Annotated in this window: 16 protein-coding genes and 1 pseudogene; 12 read left to right on the top strand and 5 right to left on the bottom strand. The window is 57.2% G+C overall.

What is annotated here, in order from left to right:
• Positions 1-15 precede the first annotated feature (15 nt).
• Positions 16-246 (top strand): DUF3820 family protein, encoded by a 231-nt coding sequence (locus tag hmeg3_RS05885; RefSeq protein ID WP_094562912.1) that lies wholly within the window; start codon positions 16-18, stop codon positions 244-246.
• A gap of 33 nt (positions 247-279) precedes the next feature.
• On the opposite strand, the gene hmeg3_RS05880 is transcribed toward hmeg3_RS05885, so the two are convergent.
• A complete protein-coding gene (locus tag hmeg3_RS05880; RefSeq protein WP_094562911.1) occupies positions 280-1,362 on the bottom strand; it encodes a calcium:proton antiporter in 1,083 nt (360 codons plus the stop codon).
• A 199-nt stretch (positions 1,363-1,561) separates the two neighbouring features.
• Positions 1,562-2,290 carry a type I methionyl aminopeptidase gene (gene map, locus hmeg3_RS05875; protein ID WP_232511988.1) on the bottom strand — a complete coding sequence of 243 codons (729 nt, stop codon included), beginning with the start codon at positions 2,288-2,290 and terminating at the stop codon, positions 1,562-1,564.
• Positions 2,291-2,703: 413 nt separating this feature from the next.
• On the opposite strand from map, the gene hmeg3_RS05870 reads away from it, so the two are divergent.
• From hmeg3_RS05870 to hmeg3_RS05860, 3 genes are all read left to right on the top strand, one after another.
• On the top strand, positions 2,704-4,452 hold the full coding sequence (locus hmeg3_RS05870; RefSeq protein WP_094562909.1) for a methyl-accepting chemotaxis protein: 1,749 nt from the start codon (positions 2,704-2,706) through the stop codon (positions 4,450-4,452).
• Positions 4,453-4,511: 59 nt separating this feature from the next.
• Entirely contained in the window at positions 4,512-5,468 is a 957-nt protein-coding gene (locus tag hmeg3_RS05865; RefSeq protein WP_094562908.1) for a chemotaxis protein, read from the top strand.
• Positions 5,469-5,711: 243 nt separating this feature from the next.
• Positions 5,712-6,074, top strand: a complete 363-nt coding sequence (locus hmeg3_RS05860) for a hypothetical protein (RefSeq protein ID WP_157739215.1) — start codon at positions 5,712-5,714, stop codon at positions 6,072-6,074.
• A 42-nt stretch (positions 6,075-6,116) separates the two neighbouring features.
• On the opposite strand, the gene hmeg3_RS05855 is transcribed toward hmeg3_RS05860, so the two are convergent.
• Positions 6,117-7,640, bottom strand: coding sequence for a sensor domain-containing diguanylate cyclase (locus hmeg3_RS05855; protein WP_094562906.1), 1,524 nt, complete (start codon positions 7,638-7,640; stop codon positions 6,117-6,119).
• A gap of 291 nt (positions 7,641-7,931) precedes the next feature.
• On the opposite strand from hmeg3_RS05855, the gene hmeg3_RS05850 reads away from it, so the two are divergent.
• From hmeg3_RS05850 to hmeg3_RS05840, 3 genes are all read left to right on the top strand, one after another.
• On the top strand, positions 7,932-9,059 hold the full coding sequence (locus hmeg3_RS05850) for an NAD(P)/FAD-dependent oxidoreductase (RefSeq protein ID WP_094562905.1): 1,128 nt from the start codon (positions 7,932-7,934) through the stop codon (positions 9,057-9,059).
• 154 nt (positions 9,060-9,213) lie between these two features.
• On the top strand, positions 9,214-9,789 hold the full coding sequence (locus tag hmeg3_RS05845) for a TetR/AcrR family transcriptional regulator (RefSeq protein WP_094562904.1): 576 nt from the start codon (positions 9,214-9,216) through the stop codon (positions 9,787-9,789).
• A gap of 125 nt (positions 9,790-9,914) precedes the next feature.
• Complete coding sequence (locus tag hmeg3_RS05840) at positions 9,915-11,147, top strand: MFS transporter (RefSeq protein ID WP_094562903.1); 1,233 nt, start codon at positions 9,915-9,917, stop codon at positions 11,145-11,147.
• A gap of 59 nt (positions 11,148-11,206) precedes the next feature.
• Here hmeg3_RS05840 and hmeg3_RS05835 read toward each other — a convergent pair.
• Positions 11,207-11,383, bottom strand: a pseudogene (locus hmeg3_RS05835) (mandelate racemase); the annotation flags it as partial.
• A gap of 306 nt (positions 11,384-11,689) precedes the next feature.
• Between hmeg3_RS05835 and groES the strand changes: the two are divergent.
• Both groES and groL read left to right on the top strand, forming a co-directional pair.
• The gene (groES, locus tag hmeg3_RS05830) at positions 11,690-11,980 is read left to right on the top strand and encodes a co-chaperone GroES (RefSeq protein WP_007882171.1); all 291 of its coding nucleotides are present in this window, start codon (positions 11,690-11,692) and stop codon (positions 11,978-11,980) included.
• Between the two features lie 114 nt (positions 11,981-12,094).
• The gene (gene groL / locus hmeg3_RS05825; RefSeq protein ID WP_007882170.1) at positions 12,095-13,747 is read left to right on the top strand and encodes a chaperonin GroEL; all 1,653 of its coding nucleotides are present in this window, start codon (positions 12,095-12,097) and stop codon (positions 13,745-13,747) included.
• Positions 13,748-13,900: 153 nt separating this feature from the next.
• On the opposite strand, the gene hmeg3_RS05820 is transcribed toward groL, so the two are convergent.
• Positions 13,901-14,470: a methylated-DNA--[protein]-cysteine S-methyltransferase gene (locus hmeg3_RS05820; protein ID WP_094562902.1), complete on the bottom strand. Its 570-nt coding sequence runs from the start codon at positions 14,468-14,470 to the stop codon at positions 13,901-13,903.
• A 361-nt stretch (positions 14,471-14,831) separates the two neighbouring features.
• On the opposite strand from hmeg3_RS05820, the gene hmeg3_RS05815 reads away from it, so the two are divergent.
• The 3 genes from hmeg3_RS05815 (at position 14,832) to hmeg3_RS05805 (ending at position 17,403) form a co-directional block, all read left to right on the top strand.
• Positions 14,832-15,881 carry a methionine ABC transporter ATP-binding protein gene (locus hmeg3_RS05815; RefSeq protein ID WP_094566162.1) on the top strand — a complete coding sequence of 350 codons (1,050 nt, stop codon included), beginning with the start codon at positions 14,832-14,834 and terminating at the stop codon, positions 15,879-15,881.
• Complete coding sequence (locus hmeg3_RS05810; protein WP_094562901.1) at positions 15,871-16,524, top strand: methionine ABC transporter permease; 654 nt, start codon at positions 15,871-15,873, stop codon at positions 16,522-16,524. The genes hmeg3_RS05815 and hmeg3_RS05810 overlap by 11 nt, the downstream gene beginning before the upstream one ends.
• Positions 16,525-16,602: 78 nt before the next feature.
• A complete protein-coding gene (locus tag hmeg3_RS05805; RefSeq protein ID WP_094562900.1) occupies positions 16,603-17,403 on the top strand; it encodes a MetQ/NlpA family ABC transporter substrate-binding protein in 801 nt (266 codons plus the stop codon).
• Positions 17,404-17,474 lie beyond the last annotated feature (71 nt).

Below are 17,474 nucleotides of genomic sequence, written 5' to 3'. Positions count from 1 at the left end.
CACCCGAATTTCGCCATGAATCAAGAACACCTGTTGAAACTGGTCAGTATGGAAATGCCCTATGGTAAATACAAAGGTCATCTGCTGGCTGACCTGCCGGGACATTATCTGGGATGGTTCGCGCGGGAAGGATTTCCACGCGGAGAGTTGGGCAGCTTGCTGGCGCTGATGTATGAGCTCGATCACAACGCGCTGCGCCAGTTGCTGGATCCTTTACGTCAGGATCAGCAAAACCTGAGGCGTTGAGACTTACTCTTACGCCTCAGAACGGTCATGCCATCAAGGCACGACCGTAGTGAACAGATAAACCGCAAAAATCACCAGATGCACCATCCCCTGCATCACCGTCGTACGACCGGTGCTCAGCGAAAAACCGGCAACGATGAACGACAGCAGCAGCAGCACGGTCGACTTGATGTCCAGCCCGAGTGACAAGGTCCAGCCGGTCGCCAGCGACACCACCGCCACCGCAGGAATCGTCAGACCGATACTCGCCAACGCCGAACCAATCGCCAGATTGAGGCTGGTCTGCAAACGATTGGCGCGCGCCGCACGCACCGCCGCCAGACCTTCCGGCAACAGTACGATGGCGGCAATGACGATACCCACCACCGATTTTGGCGCGCCGAGACTGTCGAGCGCAGTTTCCAGCGTGGGTGCCAGCGCCTTGGCCAGCAGCACCACTGCACCCAGGCAAGCCAACAGCAGCACCGCACTGGTGATGGCAACCTTGTTGGATGGCGGCTCAGCATGTGCTTCTTCATTGGAGGCCGCATCGGCAGGCAGGAAGTAGTCGCGATGGCGCACCGTCTGCACCAGCACGAAGGTGCCGTACAACACCAGTGAAATCACGGCGATGAACGCCAACTGGCTGGGGCTGTAGAAAGGGCCGATCTTGGTCAGGGTGTAATTCGGCAAGACCAGTGTCAACACCGCGATTGCAGCCAGTGTCGCCAACGATGCGCTGACCCCATGCTGCCCAAAGGATTGCTCGCGGTGGTGACTTGCGCCGACCAGCAGACAAATACCGACAATGCCGTTGAGGATGATCATGATGGCCGCAAACACCGTATCGCGCGCCAGCCCTGTCGTGGCCTCGCCGCCGGACAGCATCAACGACACGATCAGCGCCACCTCAATCAGCGTCACCGCCAGCGCCAGCACCAGCGTGCCGAACGGTTCGCCGACTTTGTGCGCCACCACCTCGGCGTGATACACCGCCGCCAGCACGGATGCCATCAGACCGATCACCAGCAGGATGGCGAACCAGCCGCCGGGTTGCAAACCGTTGACGGCATACACCAGCCAACCAATGACGGGCGAAGCAATGGACCAGAGCGGCAGCGACGGGGAAATTTTCATGGGCGATGATCTATCGTTGTCAGAACGGTGGAAAAGAAGGGCAACCGCCGCGAAGAAGGCATACATGAAATGTACGCAATACCTTGCGGCAAGAAATGATAACCGATACGCGCGCTACATCCGGCAAGGAATGCAAACGCGGTTGCATGGGAAACGCAGCTGGCGGATCTGCGGTTAATTGATGAAGCGACTTAGCGGCTTATTTCTTCGGCCAGGCCGTCAGGATCTCCGCGCCATCAGCGGTCACGGCAATCATGTGTTCCCACTGCGCCGACAAGGAACCGTCACGCGTGACGACCGTCCAGCCGTCGTCCAATTGCTGCACGCCGCGTGCACCCATGTTGATCATCGGTTCGATGGTGAACGTCATGCCCTCGCGCAGTAACAAGCCGGAGTTGCGCGTGCCGTAATGCAGCACCTGCGGTTCTTCGTGGTAGACCTTGCCGATGCCGTGGCCGCAATACTCGCGCACCACCGAATAGCCGGCGCCTTCAGCCAATGTCTGGATCGCATGGCCGACGTCGCCGAGCCGCGCGCCGGGCCGCACCACCGCAATGCCCGCCAGCATCGCATCGAGTGTCACCTGCACCAGGCGCTGTGCTTGCGCCGACGGCGTGCCGGCAAAATACATGCGGCTGGTATCGCCATGCCAGCCATCCTTGATCACGGTGACGTCGATATTGATGATGTCGCCATCCTTCAAGACCACTTTGTTGCTCGGAATGCCGTGACACACCACGCTATTGACCGAAGTGCACAAGGTTTTGGGAAAGCCGTGATAGCCGACATTGGCCGGCGTGGCTTTCTGCACTTTGCGGATGTAATCATGACAACGCCGGTCCAGCTCTTCGGTCGTCACGCCAGGCACGACATATTCGCCGATCATCTCCAACACTTCTGCGGCCAGCCCTCCGGCCACACGCATCATTGCGATCTGTTTTTCAGTTTTGATGGAGACTGCCACGACGATCCTTGGTTTGGTTGAAGCCGCTATTATCCCCGATCACATCACTCTGCGCAGGGTTGTGCGGGGTTGCATCACCTTGCTTTCGAGAAAATTGCAACGTTCTTTTCTCTCTCAACGACATCGTTGCTTTTCCGCTATCAGGAAAACACTGATACCGAAGAGTATGTCACTCACCTAAGCTGGCAATACATCGGGCATAGCGGAATTATCACCAGCTCGGCGTCCGAGCTGCCTTCTTCATCACACCAGCTCGGACGTCCTGCAGGATCCCTGCCTGATGGCCAGACATTTTCATCCGCTGCCCGACTGGCATCGGAATGCTTTCAGCGCCCTCTAATGCAGTCTGTCGTCCCTCGTTCGCCCTGGAGAAAAACATGAAGTGGTTCTACGATCTGAAAATTTCAAGAAAACTGATCTCGGTCTTCTGCATCGTTATCGCGATGGAAGCCGTACTTGGCGCCTTCGCCATCCGCGAACTGGGCCGCGTGAACCAGGCCTCAACCGATATTGCCACCAACTGGCTACCGAGTATCCGTACACTGTCGCAACTGAAGCTGTCGCTATCGCGCATCCGCAGCTTTGAACTGCAACACATTCTCGCTTCGACGCCGCAGGAATTCGAAGAAATCGAAAAAAATGCCGACAAGCAGATTGCCAATCTGAAAAAGCAGCAGGATAAGTACGTAAAGCAAATCAGCGAACCGGAAGAACGCGCAATCTATCCTGAAGTGGAAAAAGCGATTGTCGTGTTTCTTTCCGAACACAAGAAAATTCTCGACATCTCGCGCACCAACAAGAACGAAGATGCACGCACCCTGCTCAAGGGTGAGTCGACCAAGGTCTACCGAAACTTGCTGGATCAGGTGGAGAAACTGGTCGAAGTCAACGAGAAGGGATCGGAAAGATCCAGCGCCGACGCGGACGCAACGTATGCCAGCGCCAAGCTGTGGATCATCTCGATGCTGGCGATCTGTCTGGTTGCCGCCATGACACTGGCAGCCTGGATCTCTCGCGTGATTTCCAAGCCGCTCGGTGCTGCCGTCGAGGTGGCACAACGTGTCGCCGATGGCGACCTGACTGCGGATATCCAACTGGCCGGCAAAGATGAGACCGGTCAATTGCTGCAGGCACTTAAGGGCATGAACGACAATCTGTTAAAGATCGTCGGCGAAGTACGCACCGGTACCGACACCATCGCCACGGCCTCCAATGAAATCGCCAGCGGCAATATGGATCTGTCGTCGCGTACGGAACAGCAAGCCGGCTCGCTGGAAGAAACCGCCTCGGCCATGGAAGAACTCACCTCCACCGTCAAGCAAAATGCCGACAACGCACGTCAGGCCAACCAGCTCGCGGTCACCGCATCGGAAGTCGCCAGCGCGGGCGGCGAAGTGGTCGGACAAGTGGTCAACACCATGGGATCGATCAATGAATCATCGCGCAAGATCGTCGATATCATCAGCGTCATTGACGGCATCGCTTTCCAAACCAATATTCTGGCGCTGAATGCCGCCGTCGAAGCGGCACGTGCCGGCGAGCAGGGCCGCGGCTTTGCGGTCGTGGCCAGCGAAGTCCGCAGCCTGGCGCAACGCTCAGCCGCAGCCGCCAAGGAAATCAAGATCCTGATTGACGACTCGGTCGCCAAAGTCGATGTCGGCAGCAAGCTGGTCGAACAAGCCGGCACGACCATGGATGAAGTGGTCAACAGCGTCAAACGCGTGACCGACATCGTCAGCGAAATCACCGCCGCCAGCCAGGAGCAAAGCCAGGGCATCGAACAGATCAACCTGGCGATCACGCAGATGGACGAAGTGACGCAGCAGAATGCCGCATTGGTTGAGCAAGCCGCCGCCGCTGCGCAATCATTGCAGGAACAGGCTGGACGTTTGTCGGAAGTAGTCGGCGTGTTCAAGCTCGACGAACGCAGCGCGGTCAGCAACCCCGTCGGCAATCCTGTCTCCACGGCCATGCCGAAACGTACTATCGATATCACGCCGCCAGTGCGCCGGGTTGCCGCCAAACCCGCTGCACCTGCCATGCGCGTCATCAAGGGGGGTGCGCAGCCTGCACTCAAATCATCCGCCGTCCCGAAGGACGACCCGGGTTCGTGGGAACAATTCTGACACCGCATCACAGCAGCCCCCCCCCAATGCTCAAAACACCAAACCAATGAGGCCACCCCATGGACGCATTTCAAAAAGAAATTGATGAACGTACCAACCTGACCAGCAGCAACAAATTCGAATTGCTGCTGTTCCGCCTCGGCAGCCCGGCCGGCGACAGCCCAGGCGAGCTGTTCGGGATCAATGTTTTCAAGATCCGCGAGATCGTGCCGATGGTACCGATCACGACGGCTGCGGGCACCAAGTCGCCCATGTTGGGCATGGTCAATATCCGCGGACAGGTCATCTCCGTCATCGACTTGCCGGCCGTTACCGGTTGCACACCCAAGACTGGCCTGAACATCTTGCTGATCACCGAATATGCCCGCAATACGCAGGCCTTTGCAGTGGAATCGGTAGAAGAAATCGTACGCCTCGACTGGAGCCAGGTGCTGTCGGCTGAATCCAGCGCCGGAGGCGACATGGTGACCAGCATCGCACGCCTGGATGCCGATGTCGATGGCAGTCGCCTGGTGCAGGTGCTTGACGTGGAACAAATTCTGGACATGACGTCGCCGGTCAAGCGTTCGCTTGATCGCGATCACAGCAACGAACTCAAGGATCTGATCAAGCCTGGCTCGATCGTGCTGGCGGCGGATGACTCCAAGGTGGCGCGCGCGATGATTGAAAGCGGTTTGTCGACGCTGGGTGTGCCTTACGTCATGACCAAGAGCGGCAAAGAAGCCTGGGAAAAATTGCAGTCGCTGGCAACTGAAGCACAGCGCGAAGGCAAGCAGATCGGTGACAAGGTCGCACTGATGCTGACTGATCTGGAAATGCCTGAGATGGATGGCTTTACCCTCACACGCAACATCAAGAGCGACCAGCGCTATAAGACGATTCCGGTGGTCATTCATTCGTCGCTGTCGGGCTCCGCCAACGAAGATCACGTCAGGAGCGTCGGCGCCAACGGCTATGTCGCCAAGTTCGCCATTGAAGAGCTTGCGGCAACATTAAAGAAGACGTTGCTGCACTAACCTCCTCCACCGATTTCCGGTAGGGGATGCATTGATGTGTTGACTCCTTATTGCATCAACGCGTCCCCTGCTTCAATCACATGAAGTAGTTCTCATCAGTGCGATTTATACCGGAAATAAGGAATTCCCCGATACCGCACACTCGCTCTTTTTTTTATCATTTAGTCATCAGATTAGCCCTGCCGATGCCCACGCTGATATCTCTCCCGGGCCGCGGCGCACCACTTAGCGAGTAGCCTACAAATGAAATTTCTAGCCGAGTTATTGCAACAAGACATGTTCGTCGCTGTGGCGTCCTACCTCAGCATCGGACTGGTCTTCCTGGTCTTTTTTTACTATCGCGAGCGAAAGTGGGAAAACGATCTGGCGCAATATCAGATCACGGAAGTGGCGAAAGACGTCAATGACGTGCAGGCGAAGAACAACGCCTACCCCTTCACTCGTGCGATGGACGGCAGATCATTTTCTGCGATAGCGCAAAGTGATGAAATGCAGGTCGTTGAAGGCGAGATCATGGAACCCGTTTTTGAACCTGCTCCTGAGCCTGTCGCCGCTGCCAAAACCATCGAAAACAAAACGGTCGAAAAGACAGTTGGTCGCCACTGAAAATGCTTATCCGGCCATCCGGCTCGCCTCATCCTCTGCAACTCATACCTCAATACGATCACGGCCACCGGCCTTGGCGCGATACAGCGCCTGGTCTGCGGCCCCCACCAGCGTCGATGTCGTCGCGCCATGCCTGCTCTGATTGAATGAGCCGATACCAAGACTGATCGTCACGATGCCGTCGGGATTGGATGCATGCGGAATGGCCTGACGACGCACTTCCTGCCGGATACGCTCGGCCACAATCAATGCGCCTGCTTCGTCGCAATTGGGCAGGATCATCGCGAATTCTTCTCCACCGTAACGCGCCGCCAGATCGCCGGGACGGCGCTCACCGCTCAGAATTGCCTGTCCGACCTTGCGCAGACATTCATCGCCGGACAAGTGCCCGTACATGTCGTTGTAGAGTTTAAAGTGATCGACATCGATCATGATGAGAGAAAGGCTTTCACCTTTTCTTATGGCGCGGCTCAATTCGCGCGCCAGTGCTCCGTCAAAATGACGACGATTGGCAAGCCCGGTCAGGCCATCTTGCATGGCGAGCCGTTCCAGCGTGCGATTGAGGGCCTCCACCTGCGCCCGCGCTTCATTGGCCTCGTTCTCGGCCATCGCACGCTTGTCGATTTGCCGAACCATGCGGTGCCCAACCACGACAAAACAGGACACCAGAAACAACACGCCTGCCATGTGCATGTAGGCGTCGGCGCGCCATTCCTCCAGCACCTCATCTTTCGACAAGGCAACCGCGACGAACATCGGATAGGTCGGCAGATGGGTGTAACCGTTGATGCGCAAGACGCCGTCTTGCGAAGATTTGATCAGCGCGACGCCGCTGGCATGCCGGGATGCATGGTCACGGTATATTGACGCTGATGCCATGCTTTTTGAAATCGAATCTTCACGCAGCGGACGCCGGAACATCATGGTTCCGTTGTTGAGCGCGAGCAGAATCGCTCCTGATTTGCCGATATTGAAGCTGTCGTAAAACCGCTGAAAGTAGTCCATCTCGATCGTCGCCAGAACCACGCCACCGAAGCTGCCGTCCTCATTGTTGATGCGCCGTGTGATGGTAGCGATCCACTTGCCGCTGGAACGGCTTTTCACCGGCATGCCGATATACGGCCCGGTGTCGTTGTGATCACGGTGATAGATGAAATAATCGCGGTCTGCATTGTTGAGACTGCGATCCATGACCGGCAAAGAATTGACGATCCAGCGACCAGCCTGGTCGTAGACAAAAATTCCGCCTAATTGCGGCAACTCTTTTACCCGCAACATCAGCAGGCGATGCAGCCGTTCCACTGCCGGCGGCTCAAGGCCGTCGTAACGAATACGCTCCAGCAAGCCGATCAGCGCCGTGTCAGCTTCCTTGAAGGTGTCATCGGCATGCTGCGCCAGCGCACGTGCCATATTGGCCACGGTCACGCCGGCTTCCCGCTCCTCGATGACGCGGGCTTGCCAGGTGCGCCAAGCATCCAGTCCGATCAGCGAAATACAAGTCAGCAGGACAAACGCTGCCGCCAGCAATGCTGTGGAAGAACGCTTGTATCCGGCGTATCGGACCATATGTCTCCGTCTCTGTTGTTCAGGCAATGAATGAACACAAACGAACGTCGTCGGGCTGCGGCAAGGCTCTCTTTAGTTGTTCTGATAAAGCCTGGTTCGTAGCTGGCCAGCCATGAGGCCGTTTTTTCATTTATAACATTCTTGCCGGTAGCCGCCTAGTGCAGCGGATGAATACGCGCAGTGCGCATCGCGCCAGCGGCGCATCAGGCACGCTAAAATGGCGACTGGCCTGATTGGAGAACCTCTTGTCCACTTTATTGTTGATCACGTTTTTCGTCCCCCGTTCGCATCATGACTGAGCGCATTGACTGCGTCGTCATCGGTGCCGGTGTTGTCGGCCTGGCGATCGCGCGCGCCTTTGCGCTGGCCGGACGCGAAGTTGTCATTGTCGAAGCCGATACCAGCATCGGCAACGGTATCAGTTCACGCAACAGCGAGGTAATCCACGCCGGGATCTATTACCGTCCCGGCTCACTCAAAGCCAGGCTATGCGTCGAAGGACGTGCGCTGCTGTACCGCTACTGCGAAGAACGCCACGTCGCCCATCAGCGCTGCGGCAAACTTCTGGTTGCCACCAGCCCCGAACAGGCTGAGCGCATGCAGGCCATTGCCGCGCACGCCGCGCAGAACGGCGTACATGACCTGACCGCGATTGATGCCGCACACGCAAAAGAGCTGGAGCCGGCGCTGCATTGCGTCGCCGCTTTGCTGTCGCCTTCCACCGGGATCGTCGACAGCCACGGCCTGATGCAGCAATTGCTTGCCGACGCGGAGGCGCACGGCGCCATCCTGGCGCTGCAAAGCCAGGTCGTCGCAGCGCGACGTACCGGTGACAACATCACACTGGATGTTGTCACGACTGACGGCGATCAGATGCAATTGTCCGCCGGCCTGGTCATCAATGCGGGCGGTCTGGCGGCGCCGAGGCTGGCGCGCTGCTTTGAAGGACTGGCGCCTGAACATATCCCGGCCGCCTATTTCGCCAAGGGCAATTATTTTTCGCTGAGCGGCAAGACGCCGTTTTCTCGCCTGATTTATCCGCTGCCCGAAGATGGCGGACTCGGTGTGCACCTGACGCTGGATCTGGCCGGCCAGGCGCGCTTCGGCCCCGACGTGGAATGGCTGGACGTCAAGGATGACCGGAACCTGGACTATGCCGTCGATCTGCGCAGATCGGAGCGCTTTTATGCCTCCATACGGCGCTATTGGCCGGCGTTGCCGGACGCCTCCTTGCAGGCGAGCTATTCCGGCGTACGACCCAAGCTCACCAGCACGAGCAAGGAAGAGGATTTTCTCATCAGCGGACCGGCGCAACATGGCTATGCAGGACTGATCAATCTGTTCGGCATCGAGTCGCCGGGGCTGACTTCCTCGCTGGCGATTGCGCAGTATGTACTTGCCCAAAGCGAAGCAGCATGACATTCAGGCTGCTTTCCCCCGACGTTTCTACAACGACAACACCTGCTTTGACCATGCCCGGTCAAAGTGTGTGAACAGCCGGCAACATCGCGTTTATCCAACAATGTGAAAAACGAAGCTTGATTTTTAAGACGACTGGTCATATTATTCGGCCATGGCTAAGTCAAACACTCGCGATCAAATCTTCGACGCCGCTCTGAAACTGTTATCAGAGCGGGGCTACAACGCCTGTAGCGTGCAAGACATCACCACCGAAGCAGGCGTGCCTAAAGGTTCGTTTTACAACCACTTCGAGAGCAAGGAAGTGCTCGGTGCGGAAATCGTGGCCTATTACGCCAGCCGCAGCAAAATGCGCGAAATCCTGGTGGATGACAGCGTGCCGGCGCTGGAACGTTTGCGCCGCTATTTCATGGCGCTCAACGACAGGCTGGTGGATCGCGGCTTTCAACATGGCTGCATGATCGGCAACATGAGTGCGGAGATGTCGGAGCAAAGCGCGCTGATCCGCGAAGAACTGGTAAAGATCTATTCAAACTGGTCCGGCAAACTGGCTTATGCCATCGCTGCAGGCCAGAAGGAAGGAGCGATTCCGACGCAGATGAGCCCTGAAGCGCTGGCCGGTTTTCTGCTCAACGCCTGGGAAGGTGCTGCACTGCGCACACGTGTGGAACGCAACAAGGACGCCTTCGATCAGTTCATGGATCTGGCCTTCAACAAGATGCTGAAGTAAGACAAAGAATTTGCAGAGTTTGCAGTACAGCCGCCTTGATAAAAAGATGAGAGGCGGCATTTTTTTCATCAAATCTAAGACGACTGGTCACTTTAAAATCCGTTTGTACCTTTTGTGAGAACGCCATGAGCACATCTTCCACTTCATCCCCTGCCCCCACGGGCGCACCAGGTAGCAATGCCCCGCTGTATTGGCTGGCGCTCGGCACCTTTGCCGTCGGCGCCGAGGGTTTCATGATCGCCGGCATCCTGCCAACCGTGGCCCGCGATCTGGGCGTCAGCGTCGCCGTTGCCGGACAACTGGTGGTGGCCTTCACCGCTGCCTATGCCCTCAGCTCTCCGATCCTGACTGCGCTGACAGGCGCCATCAACCGCCGCGGTCTGCTGATCGGCGCGATGACCGCATTTACGCTGGCCAATCTGCTTGCCTGGCAAGCCACCGGCTACTGGTCGCTGATGACGGCGCGGATCCTGCTGGCATTTGCCGCCGGTCTCTATGTGCCAAACGCCATGGCTCTGGCCGGTGCACTGGTCGCACCGGAACGCCGCGGCAGCGCACTAGCGCTGGTCAGCGGCGGCATCACCGTCGCCGTCGCGCTGGCCGCACCGCTGGGCACCGTGATCGCCGACAAGCTTAGCTGGCGCATGACGTTCGCTGGTGTGGCGATCCTCGCAGCACTGGCAACTATCGGCCTGTTGCGCGGACTGCCGCGCGGCATCGGCGCCAACCTGCCGGTCGCCAGCCTGCGTGAACGCATCATGGCTGCACGCGACCCGGCCATGCTGCGCGCACTGCTGACCACCCTGCTATGGGCTACCGGTGCTTATGCGATGTACACCTATTTCGCGCTATACCTGAATCAGGTTACCGGCATCCACGGCACGCATGTGGGTTACGTGTTGTTCGCTTGGGGTATCTCAGCCGCCATCGGTGTCATGGCTGGCGGCAAAGTGGCCGACCGTATTGGTTTTCAGCGTGTGACCGGTCCGGCATTGATGTTCCTGATCGCCGCTTTCCTGACGCTGGTGGCGATTGCGTATCTGCTGCCTGCTAACGTGGCGGTACTGCCGGTGTTTGTCTCGGTGATCGTCTGGGGTATTGCGGGCTGGGCGTTTTATCCGGCACAGCAAACCAATCTCATCCACATCGCCGGTATCAAGCTGGCGCCGATTGCGCTGTCGCTGAATGCCTCGTTCATGTATCTGGGTTTTTCGCTGGGCGCCAGCGCGGGTGCGATCACTGTCGCTGACGGTTCGGTACGCAATCTGGGTCTGGTGGCGGCCGCCTTCGTGATCGCTGCATTGTTGATGAAGCGGAGTGCTGCACGCCGCACTGCTGCCCGCGCTTCGACAGCGTAAATCTGGGACAGACCAGAGCGCCACGCTGCCTCGATTGTCCGGCAGCGTGGTTCAAGGCATCAGACCGAAGGTTTCTGCATCTGCTGATACAGATTGGCTTTGCCTTCAAACCCGATACCCGGCAAATCAGGCATGGTGATGTAGCCGTTCTGCACCTTGACGCCATCCCGGGAACCGCCGTAAGGCTGTAACAGATCGAGGCAGGATTCGTTGCCGCCCAGACCGACACCGGGCGCCCCTAGCAGACGGCCCTGGCCCGGGTGTTCATTGATTTTCTGGTGGAACATTTTCGCCGGGGGAATCTCTCAGACCAGACCGCAGGCGAAGATCCAAGTCTGTTTAATTAGCACCTGAATCAACCTCGCTCTTGAAAAACCCCCACTCCGCCCCTATACTTAGCACTCGTTAGGGGAGAGTGCTAACAACTCCTCCTGGCCTACCCACTTTTCCGATGTGGCACGGATTTCTTGCTGCAGGGCTTAAGTACACTTTGCAGCAAAAGCCGCAATTATTTATAACTTATTGAATTTTAAGGAGTTTTCATGAGCCTTCGTCCTTTGCACGATCGCGTTATCGTCAAGCGTCTCGACCAAGAAACCAAGACCGCATCCGGTATCGTGCTGCCTGACGCAGCAACTGAAAAGCCAGATCAAGGCGAAATCCTGGCAGTCGGCAACGGCAAGATCCTGGATGACGGCAAGGTCCGTCCGCTGGCAGTCAAGGTCGGCGACCGCGTTCTGTTCGGTAAGTACTCCGGCCAAGCCGTGAAGATCGATGGCCAGGAACTGCTGGTCATGCGCGAAGAAGACCTGTTCGCCGTCGTCGAAAAATAATCGGCCTCCTCTGCATTGGCGCGATGCAAACGCATTGCGCTGGCAGCGAACACTCGGATCGCAGCTGAACAAGCCGATTCAATCGCAATACAAACGAATTTTGGAGAATCCAACATGGCAGCAAAACAAGTAATTTTCGGCGATGACGCACGTGCAAAAATCGTCAACGGCGTCAACATCCTGGCAAACGCAGTTAAGGTAACTCTGGGTCCTAAGGGCCGTAACGTGGTTCTGGAGCGTAGCTTCGGTGCCCCAACCGTCACCAAGGACGGCGTTTCGGTTGCTAAAGAAATCGAACTGAAAGACAAGCTGGAAAACATGGGCGCGCAACTGGTTAAAGAAGTTGCCTCCAAGACTTCCGACAACGCAGGCGACGGTACAACTACCGCTACCGTGCTGGCACAAGCTATCGTTCGCGAAGGCTTCAAGTACGTTGCAGCCGGTTTCAACCCAACTGATCTGAAGCGCGGCATCGACAAGGCTGTTACAGCGATCGTCGCTGAAGTCAAGTTGCTGGCAAAGCCAACAACCACCAGCAAGGAAATCGCTCAAGTCGGTTCGATCTCGGCTAACTCGGATTCCGATATCGGCGACATCATTGCCAAGGCAATGGACAAAGTCGGCAAAGAAGGCGTCATCACCGTGGAAGACGGCAAGTCGCTGGAAAACGAACTGGACATCGTCGAAGGTATGCAATTCGACCGCGGCTACCTGTCGCCATACTTCATCAACAACCAAGAAAAGCAAGTTGTTGCTCTGGAAAACCCGTTCGTCCTGCTGTTCGACAAGAAGGTTTCGAACATCCGTGACCTGCTGCCGATCCTGGAACAAGTCGCCAAGGCCGGCCGTCCACTGCTGATCATCGCTGAAGATGTCGAAGGCGAAGCACTGGCAACGCTGGTGGTGAACAACATCCGTGGCATCCTGAAGACAGCAGCTGTGAAGGCTCCTGGCTTCGGCGACCGTCGCAAGGCAATGCTGGAAGACATCGCTATCCTGACCGGTGGTCAAGTGATCGCTGAAGAAGTCGGTCTGACTCTGGAAAAAGCCACTCTGGCTGAACTGGGCCAAGCCAAGCGTATCGAAATCGGCAAGGAAAACACCACCATCATCGACGGCAACGGCGAAGCCATCGCTATCGAAGCACGCGTCAAGCAAATCCGTGCGCAAATCGAAGAAGCGACTTCCGACTACGATCGTGAAAAGCTGCAAGAACGCGTTGCCAAGCTGGCAGGCGGCGTTGCTCTGATCAAGGTTGGCGCAGCCACCGAAGTCGAAATGAAGGAAAAGAAAGCACGCGTTGAAGATGCTCTGCACGCTACTCGCGCTGCGGTTGAAGAAGGCGTTGTGCCAGGCGGCGGCGTTGCCCTGCTGCGCGCTCGCGCCAACGTCAAGAACCTGAAGGGCGACAACGCCGATCAGGAAGCCGGCATCAAGATCGTTCTGCGCGCTGTCGAAGAGCCACTGCGTCAGATCGTGTTCAACGCAGGCGACGAACCTTCGGTCGTGATCAACGCTGTGTTGGCAGGCACTGGTAACTACGGTTACAACGCTGCCAACGGTACCTACGGCGACCTGGTTGAACTGGGTGTTCTGGATCCAGCAAAGGTCACCCGCTCCGCTCTGCAAAACGCAGCATCGGTTGCCGGTCTGATCCTGACAACTGACGCACTGGTTGCTGAACTGCCGGAAGACAAGTCGGCTGGCGGCATGCCAGGCGGCATGGGTGGTATGGGCGGCATGGGCGGTATGGACGGCATGATGTAATTCGGCTGCGCCGGCATTCAGCGGAATGCGGGCGCACCGGAAGGCATCGCTTTCCATGTCAGCTTCGCGCTGTACAAAAAAAGGCCTCGAGCGATCGAGGCCTTTTTTATTGTCCGGTACGTTTTCGTTTCTTCATCGGTATCGATGATCCGATCAGTCGGCAAACAGCAGACTCTGATTCGGATCCGGCTGCTTGCTGCGGCGCTTTTGCGGAACACCTGTGCCGGGCCTGTTGTGCAAGGCATGTGCACCTTCCAGTGTGAGCAGCAATTCCTTGGCCTTGAGGCCGCCGGCAAAGCCGGTCAGCTCACCTGAGGCGCCGATCACGCGATGACATGGCGCGATGATGGAGATGGGATTTTTGCCGTTGGCCGCACCAACCGCACGCACCGCCTTGATGTCTCCAAGCTGGCGGGCGATGTCGCCGTAGCTGCGGGTTTCGCCGAAGGGAATGGTCAGCAAGGCGGCCCACACGCGCTTCTGGAAATCGGTACCGGTGAAATCCAGCTCCACCTCAAACTGTTTGCGCTTGCCGGCAAAGTATTCGTTCAGTTGCCGTTCTGTCTCCTGCAGGACGGCGCTGTCAGGTTCCTGCGTCAGTTCACCCAGTTTTACTCTGGTCGGCTTGTCGTTCTCCCACAAAATGGCCGCGAGCTTCCCGCCCCGCCCTACCAGAGTCAACTGACCGACGGGCGATTCCATTGTTTTGTAGACGTATGACATGCTTCTCCTTGAACCCGCTGCGGAACACTCAACACTGACTACCGACCGCGATCCCCGCTATCTTAGCCTGTGAAGACAGAACTTTCAGCGCACGGGTTCAATGGTAGCCAGCGACTGCCCAGATTAAACTTGGCTTTTAAACAACCCCATTGAGGATCGTGCGGGGAATTTCATCCATTCTCGCTATTTCGGCTACAAAACCGCGTGGTTATGCCTTTTACTCATTAGGGAATATGCAAAATGTAGTTCCTCGTGTAACGAAATCCTCATAAAATCACGCTTCTATATAAAAAATATAGGCAGCAGGTTGCCCACAAGGCCGGTCTGCTGCCTTTTTCATTGCAACATGATCGAAAGCAATATGATTGAAATACGGGGGGTAACCCAACGCTTCCAAAGCGGCAACGGCACGGTTGACGCGGTACGCGACGTCAACCTGTCCATCCGCAAGGGAGAAGTCTTCGGCATCATCGGCCGCAGCGGCGCAGGTAAGAGCACGCTGGTGCGCACCATCAACCTGCTGAATCGTCCGACCTCCGGCAACATCATCCTCGACGGCAAGGACATGACGACGCTGTCGGCCGACGACCTGCGCGATGCGCGCCGCCACATCGGCATGATCTTCCAGCACTTCAACCTGCTGTCTTCGCGCACGGTGTATGACAACATCGCCCTGCCGCTGGAACTGGCCGGCCTGTCCAAGTCTGAGATCGCAAAAAAGGTAGAGCCGTTGCTGGAACTGGTTGGCCTGACCGCCTTGAAAGACCGCTATCCGGCGCAAATTTCTGGCGGCCAGAAACAACGTGTGGGCATCGCCCGCGCGCTGGCCAACGATCCTAAAGTGTTGCTGTCGGATGAAGCCACTTCTGCACTTGATCCTGAAACCACGCGTTCGATCCTCGAACTGCTGCGCAAGATCAACAAGGAACTCGGCCTGACCATCGTACTGATCACCCATCAGATGGAAGTCATCAAGGTGATCTGCGACCGCGTCGCCGTGATGGAGGCCGGCCAGGTCATCGAGCAAGGCGAAGTGCTGGACGTGTTCCGCGAACCCAAGCATGAAGTCACGCGCGCACTGATCGGCGACGTGATCGCGCACGAACTGCCCAAAGGCGTCCTGGCACGCCTGCGTGAGCGTCTGGCCAATACCCAGGATGGCGCAGGCACCGACCATCTGTTCCGCTTTGCCTTCACCGGCTCGGGCGTGGATCAGCCCCATCTGTCGGAAGCGGTACGCCGCTACAACCTGGACTTCAACATCCTGCACGGTCAGATCGATGAAATCCAGGGTCAGGCTTTCGGCTCGCTGGCGATCCTTGCCAACGGCACCCCTGAAAACATTACCAATGCAATGAATTATCTGCGTGCGCAAGGCGTCGTGGTGGAGGAGCTGAACCATGTCATCTGAACTGATTGATCTCTTTATCAGCTCCTTCGGCGAAACGCTGATGATGGTCGGCATTTCCGGCCTGCTGGGCGCAGTCTTCGGTGTACCGCTGGGCATTGCCCTGCACCTGACCGAACGCAAGGGCATTCTGCCTAACATCGCGTTTAACCGCATCGCTGGTCTGCTGGTCAATGCCGTGCGTTCGACGCCGTTCATCATCTTGCTGGTGGCGGTGATTCCGTTCACGCGCTTCTTTGTCGGTACGTCGATCGGTACTGCCGCTGCGATCGTGCCGCTGACGATTGCCTCGGCGCCGTTCATCGCGCGTCTGGTGGAAACCGCGCTGCGCGAAGTCGATCACGGTCTGGTGGAAGCCGCTCAGGCCATGGGCGCAACCACCTGGCAAATCATTTATAAAGTATTGGTGCCGGAAGCGTTTGCTGGTATCGTCGCGGGTCTCACGATCACCTTCGTCAGCCTGGTCGGCTATTCGGCCATGGCCGGTGCGATCGGTGGCGGCGGCCTGGGCGACCTCGGCATCCGCTACGGTTATCAGCGCTTCCTGCCGGAAGTCATGCTGGCGGTGGTGTTGATCCTGATCGTATTTGTACAATTGGTGCAAACGCTGGGGGATGTCCTGGTACGACGCCTTAGCCATCGCTAAGTCACCGCTTGCCACGGCTGAGGCGTTAAAAATATAAGCAGCTATCCGCTGCCATCTTTGAAGAGTGAAAGGGAAACAATGAATCGTCGTCAATTAATCCAGTTTTTCGCAGGTCTGGGCGTTGCTGCCAGCCTCGTGTCCGCTCCGGTTCTGGCGCAAGACAAGCCGATCAAGATCGGTGCTACCGGCGGCCCGCACGCTGAAATCCTGGAACAAGTGAAGAAGCTCGCCGAGAAAGACGGCCTGAAGCTGCAAATCGTTGAATTCAGCGATTACATCCAACCAAACGCGGCACTGGCTGCCGGCGATCTGGATGCCAACAGCTATCAGCACCAACCGTACCTGGACGCACAAGTCAAAGACCGCGGCTACAAACTGGTCAGCGTCGGCACCACCATCACTTTCCCGATGGGCGTGTACTCGAAGAAGATCAAGTCCCTGAAGGATCTGAAAAACGGCGCCCGCGTCGGTGTGCCTAACGATCCAACCAACGGCGGCCGTGCACTGCTGTTGCTGCAAGCACAAGGCGTGATCAAGCTGAAGCCTGATGCAGGCCTGAAGGCAACACCGCTGGACATCATCGACAATCCGAAGAAGGTGAAGATCGTCGAACTGGACGCTGCTCAGTTGCCACGCTCGCTGGATGACTTCGACGCTGCCGCCATCAACGGCAACTTCGCTGAGTCCGCCGGCCTGTCGCCAACCAAGGACGGTATCGCCATCGAAGCAGCCAAGGGCCCTTATGTCAACGTCATCGCCGTGCGCGTCGAAGATAAGGACAAGCCATGGGTCGCCAAGCTGATCAAGGCTTACCACAGCCCTGAAATCAAGAAGTTCGTCACCGAGAAGTACAAGAATTCGGTTGTGACTTCCTGGTAATCGATCGCTGAATAGCTGCTGAAAAAAGGGCGGGCTCTCCAAAGAGGCCCGCCCTTTTTATTTGTACGCCC

The organism is Herbaspirillum sp. meg3 (genome assembly GCF_002257565.1).
Taxonomy (GTDB): Bacteria; Pseudomonadota; Gammaproteobacteria; order Burkholderiales; family Burkholderiaceae_D; genus Herbaspirillum.
The sequence above is the reverse complement of the archived record's forward strand: the minus strand, read 5'-3'. Positions and strand labels throughout refer to the sequence as shown.

Excerpts from the sequence above, each read along its gene's own strand:
- hmeg3_RS05885 (WP_094562912.1), top strand. The coding sequence starts at position 16 with ATGAATCAAGAACACCTGTTGAAACTGGTCAGTATGGAAATGCCCTAT.
- hmeg3_RS05880 (WP_094562911.1), bottom strand. The coding sequence starts at position 1,362 with ATGAAAATTTCCCCGTCGCTGCCGCTCTGGTCCATTGCTTCGCCCGTC.
- map (WP_232511988.1), bottom strand. The coding sequence starts at position 2,290 with ATGATGCGTGTGGCCGGAGGGCTGGCCGCAGAAGTGTTGGAGATGATC.
- hmeg3_RS05870 (WP_094562909.1), top strand. The coding sequence starts at position 2,704 with ATGAAGTGGTTCTACGATCTGAAAATTTCAAGAAAACTGATCTCGGTC.
- hmeg3_RS05865 (WP_094562908.1), top strand. The coding sequence starts at position 4,512 with ATGGACGCATTTCAAAAAGAAATTGATGAACGTACCAACCTGACCAGC.
- hmeg3_RS05860 (WP_157739215.1), top strand. The coding sequence starts at position 5,712 with ATGAAATTTCTAGCCGAGTTATTGCAACAAGACATGTTCGTCGCTGTG.
- hmeg3_RS05855 (WP_094562906.1), bottom strand. The coding sequence starts at position 7,640 with ATGGTCCGATACGCCGGATACAAGCGTTCTTCCACAGCATTGCTGGCG.
- hmeg3_RS05850 (WP_094562905.1), top strand. The coding sequence starts at position 7,932 with ATGACTGAGCGCATTGACTGCGTCGTCATCGGTGCCGGTGTTGTCGGC.
- hmeg3_RS05845 (WP_094562904.1), top strand. The coding sequence starts at position 9,214 with ATGGCTAAGTCAAACACTCGCGATCAAATCTTCGACGCCGCTCTGAAA.
- hmeg3_RS05840 (WP_094562903.1), top strand. The coding sequence starts at position 9,915 with ATGAGCACATCTTCCACTTCATCCCCTGCCCCCACGGGCGCACCAGGT.
- groES (WP_007882171.1), top strand. The coding sequence starts at position 11,690 with ATGAGCCTTCGTCCTTTGCACGATCGCGTTATCGTCAAGCGTCTCGAC.
- groL (WP_007882170.1), top strand. The coding sequence starts at position 12,095 with ATGGCAGCAAAACAAGTAATTTTCGGCGATGACGCACGTGCAAAAATC.
- hmeg3_RS05820 (WP_094562902.1), bottom strand. The coding sequence starts at position 14,470 with ATGTCATACGTCTACAAAACAATGGAATCGCCCGTCGGTCAGTTGACT.
- hmeg3_RS05815 (WP_094566162.1), top strand. The coding sequence starts at position 14,832 with ATGATTGAAATACGGGGGGTAACCCAACGCTTCCAAAGCGGCAACGGC.
- hmeg3_RS05810 (WP_094562901.1), top strand. The coding sequence starts at position 15,871 with ATGTCATCTGAACTGATTGATCTCTTTATCAGCTCCTTCGGCGAAACG.
- hmeg3_RS05805 (WP_094562900.1), top strand. The coding sequence starts at position 16,603 with ATGAATCGTCGTCAATTAATCCAGTTTTTCGCAGGTCTGGGCGTTGCT.